Source organism: Mesorhizobium sp. M1E.F.Ca.ET.063.01.1.1, from assembly GCF_003998155.1.
In the GTDB taxonomy this organism is placed as follows: domain Bacteria; phylum Pseudomonadota; class Alphaproteobacteria; order Rhizobiales; family Rhizobiaceae; genus Mesorhizobium.
In genome coordinates, this window is the sequence record NZ_RZSC01000605.1 from 1 (window position 1) to 3,636 (window position 3,636).

General features: G+C 64.4%; 4 protein-coding genes. 3 read left to right on the forward strand and 1 reads right to left on the reverse strand.

The features are described 5' to 3' along the window. Positions 1–597, reverse strand: a 597-nt coding sequence (locus tag EOA29_RS28980) for a CoA-transferase (protein ID WP_145969847.1), incomplete at its 3' end; no start/stop codon positions are given. A gap of 108 nt (positions 598–705) precedes the next feature. Between EOA29_RS28980 and EOA29_RS28985 the strand changes: the two genes are divergently transcribed. The 3 genes from EOA29_RS28985 to EOA29_RS28995 form a co-directional block, all read left to right on the forward strand. Then, positions 706–1,476: an IclR family transcriptional regulator C-terminal domain-containing protein gene (locus tag EOA29_RS28985; RefSeq protein WP_126092963.1), complete on the forward strand. Its 771-nt coding sequence runs from the start codon at positions 706–708 to the stop codon at positions 1,474–1,476. A 94-nt stretch (positions 1,477–1,570) separates the two neighbouring features. Then, positions 1,571–2,797, forward strand: coding sequence for an MFS transporter (locus tag EOA29_RS28990; protein WP_189349972.1), 1,227 nt, complete (start codon positions 1,571–1,573; stop codon positions 2,795–2,797). Between the two features lie 120 nt (positions 2,798–2,917). Continuing rightward, the coding region (locus EOA29_RS28995) for a GntR family transcriptional regulator (protein WP_145969848.1) at positions 2,918–3,636 on the forward strand (719 nt) is incomplete at its 3' end.

Sequence of the window (3,636 nt, forward strand, 5' to 3'; positions counted from 1 at the left end):
TTCCTCGACCGTCACCACTGCGCGCTTTGCCGCCAGCACCGCCTCCTTCTGGATGCCGATGATGCCCTCGACCAGCACGTTGCCCTTGCGGTCCGCCTTCTGCGCGTGGATGAAGGTGACGTCGGGCCGGATCGCCGGAACGGCGGCAAGCACCTCGCCGGTGAACGGGCAGGTGATGGATTTGATGTTCGGATTGACCGCGGCAAGACCCGCGCCGCGATAGCCGCGAAACACCGCGCAGGGCAGGCCGGCGGCACCCGCCTCGTAAGCGTTGGCCATGCCGGCATGGCTGTGCTCCTCGACCTCGATCGCGCGCGGAAAGCCGTTCTCGATGGCGTCGCGGGCGCGCCTGAGCAGGCCGACGCCCGGATTGCCGAGATAGGAGAAGACGATCTTCTTGGCGATGCCCATGCCGATCATCTGGTCGTAGATCAGGTCGGGCGTCATGCGGATCAGGGTCAGGTCGCGAAAGCCCTGGCGGATCGCTTCATGCGCGGCGGCGGTCGGGATCAGATGGGTGAAGCCTTCGAAAGCGACCGCGTCGCCATCATGCAAATTCTCCGCAACGGCCTCTTTCAGCGGCAGGAACTTGACCATCGTGGCGGCTCCGGAGATTGAAAAAGTTCGCATTGCGAACATAAGTTCTATATGAGATATTTCTAACTCGGCGCTTTGTGCAGAGTCAACGCCAGCCTGGGAACGCCCATGGAAGACGAGCCAGTATCACGCGATCATGTCGGCTCGCTGGAACGCGGCTTGGCGGTGATGGAGATCCTCGCTCGCCATCCGCTTGGCATGACGCTGACGGAGATGGCCGAGGAGGCGAGCCTGACGCGCGCCGGCGCACGCCGTTTCCTGCTGACGTTGGTAGCCACTGGCTATGCGACGCAATCGGGCCGGCTGTTCTCGCTGTCGCCGCGCCTGTTGACCGTTGCCCGAACATGGCTCGGCGGCGCTTCACTATGGACCTTTGCCACGCCCATCATGCGTGAGGTGGCCGGGCAGTTCGACGAGGCCTGCAATGCGGCAGTGCTGTCGGGCGAGGACGTCGTCTATGTCGCGCGCATCCCCGGCCGCCGGATATTGAGCGTCGCGCTCGACATCGGCACGAGGCTGCCTGCCTACTGCACCTCGATGGGTCGCGCGCTGCTCTCCGGCCTGGCAGCGGACGAGTTGAAGGCTTTTCTCGGCGAAGCGACGATCGAGCGACGGACGCCGAAGACGATCACCAGCCGTGCCGCGCTGGGCAAGGCCATCGACAAGGCGAGGGTGGATGGCTTCGCCGTCGTCGACGAGGAATTGGAGCTCGGCCTGCGCTCGATCGCCGTGCCGGTCAACGACCGCGCCGGCCGTACCGTCGCCGCCATCAACGTCTCGACCCAGTCGGCGCGTTTCTCGGTCGAGGCGATGGAGCGCGAGATCCTTCCGGTGCTGCGGAAAGCCAAGCAGCGTGTGGAGGAGTTTTTCTTCGTTTGAAGGCGGCCAATACCGCTGGCTGGCACGTTTAAGTCTCCTCCAGCATGATATCTTCGGCTCCGGGTAGGTGCCTGGCTGCAAAGCCACGACGCTGATGCTGGAAGCAAACCGTCGAGAGACTGGACCGGTGGAACGGATACATCCGGCGATTTTTCTCTTTGCCGCCCGCGCCCTGCGGGATTTCGGCGACGGCTTCGTGGCCGTGCTGTTGCCCGTCTACCTGCTCGCCCTCGGATTCACTCCCCTGCAGGTCGGTGTCATCGCCACGGCATCGCTGCTTGGTTCCGCGCTGCTGACCATAGGTGTCGGGTTCCTCGGCGCCAGACACGATCATCGTCAACTCCTGCTGGCTGGCGCTGGTTTGATGATTGCCACTGGCGTGGCCTTTGCCGTTGTCCATGACTACGCGTTGCTTCTGGTCGTTGCGCTCGCCGGCACGATCAATCCCTCGGCCGGCAGTGTCAGTGTCTTCGTGCCGCTGGAGCACGCCGTGCTGACGCGCGAGGTCACGGAGCGTGAGCGTACCAGGATGTTCGCACGCTACAGTCTCGTGGGCGCGTTCGCAGGCGCCGCAGGCGGACTCGCTGCAGGGATGCCTGACCTTCTGGCGCCGGTTGGCCTCGACCGACTTGCCGGCATCAAGGCCATGTTCGTCCTTTACGCGCTTCTCGGTCTGCTCGGCGGTTCGTTCTATGCGTGCATCCCGCGCCGCCCGGCGTTGGCTGCCGGCACAGCCGCCGCGCTCGGCCCCTCGCGCTACGTTGTCTTCAAGCTTGCGGCCCTGTTCAGCCTCGATGCCTTCGCGGGAGGCTTCGTCGTCCAATCGTTGCTCGCACTTTGGCTCTTCGAGCAATTCAACCTGTCGCTTTCGCAGGCAGGTGTTTTCTTCTTCTGGTCGGGCGTGCTGTCGGCGCTCTCGTTTCCTGTGGCCGCCCGGCTGTCGCGGCGCATCGGCCTGATCAACACGATGGTGTTCACGCACATTCCGTCCAGCATCGCTCTGATGTTCGCGGCGCTGGCGCCAACGCTCCCCTTGGCGCTTGTCTTTTTGTCGATCCGGGCCGCTCTGTCGCAGATGGATGTGCCAACCCGCTCGTCCTACGTCATGGCCGTTGTCACAGAGGGGGAGCGGGCAGCTGCCGCGAGCTTCACGTCGGTGCCGCGCAGCCTGGCCGCCTCGGCCAGCCCTGCCTTGGCCGGCGCTCTCTTCGCTGCATCGTTCCGGGCGTGGCCGCTGCTGATCTGCGGGGCGCTGAAGATCGCCTACGATTTGCTGTTGCTGGTGCAGTTCCGGGGGCTGAAGCCGCCGGAAGAACGCTGAGGCGTCTGCTGCGTTCCAGAATCGAAGACTGTCGTTGCCCTGCGGATTTTTCGTGATTGACGTCGCCCTTCAAACCCAATATTGAACAGGATTATACAGGTTCATTGAACAGGTATCGATATGGCCCGTCGCGCGATGCAACTCACCCCCGGCACGGGCAAGCCCGAGCAGATCGCGACGGTTCTGGAGCATGAGATCCGCTCCGGCGTGCTCGGCTTCGGCGACCGCCTGCAGAGCGAGAACGAGCTGGTCCAGCGCTTCTCCGTCAGCCGCAATACCGTCCGCAAAGGGCTGGAGGAGCTTTCCAGTCGCGGGCTCATCACCACCAAGGTCGGTATCGGTTCCTTCGTCACCTTCGACGGCATGCCCGTCGATGACGCGATCGGCTGGTCGCGCGCGCTTGCCAATGCAGGCGCCAATGCCGAGACCCGGACGTTGAGGCTCGAGATCATCGAGGACGCCGAGCTCGCGGCAAGACTCGGTGTTAGGAACCCGTCCTTCATCGCCGTCGACCGTGTGCGCAGCAATGCCGATGACGGCCACGCCATTTCGATCGAGCGCAGCCGCTTGCCCTTGTCGCCGGAACTGGAAGACGTGCCGCTGCGCGGCCTTCGAGAAGGCTCGCTGCACCAGACGCTGCGTGGGGCAGGGCTGGTGCCCGATCATGGCGAGGAATGGGTCGACATCGAGATGCTGAGCGCCGCCGACGCAGCCATTCTCGATTGCGCTCCAGGCACGCCCTTCCTGCGTACGCGCCGCCTGACGCGTGCCGCCGACGGGCGCGCCATCGAATTCGTCACCAGCCTGCTCAACCCGGCCCATTTCGCCTTGCATCTGGC

Bases quoted from the DNA above. Each gene is read 5' to 3' on its own strand.
- EOA29_RS28990 (WP_189349972.1), top strand. From the start codon at position 1,571: ATGCTGGAAGCAAACCGTCGAGAGACTGGACCGGTGGAACGGATACAT.
- EOA29_RS28985 (WP_126092963.1), top strand. From the start codon at position 706: ATGGAAGACGAGCCAGTATCACGCGATCATGTCGGCTCGCTGGAACGC.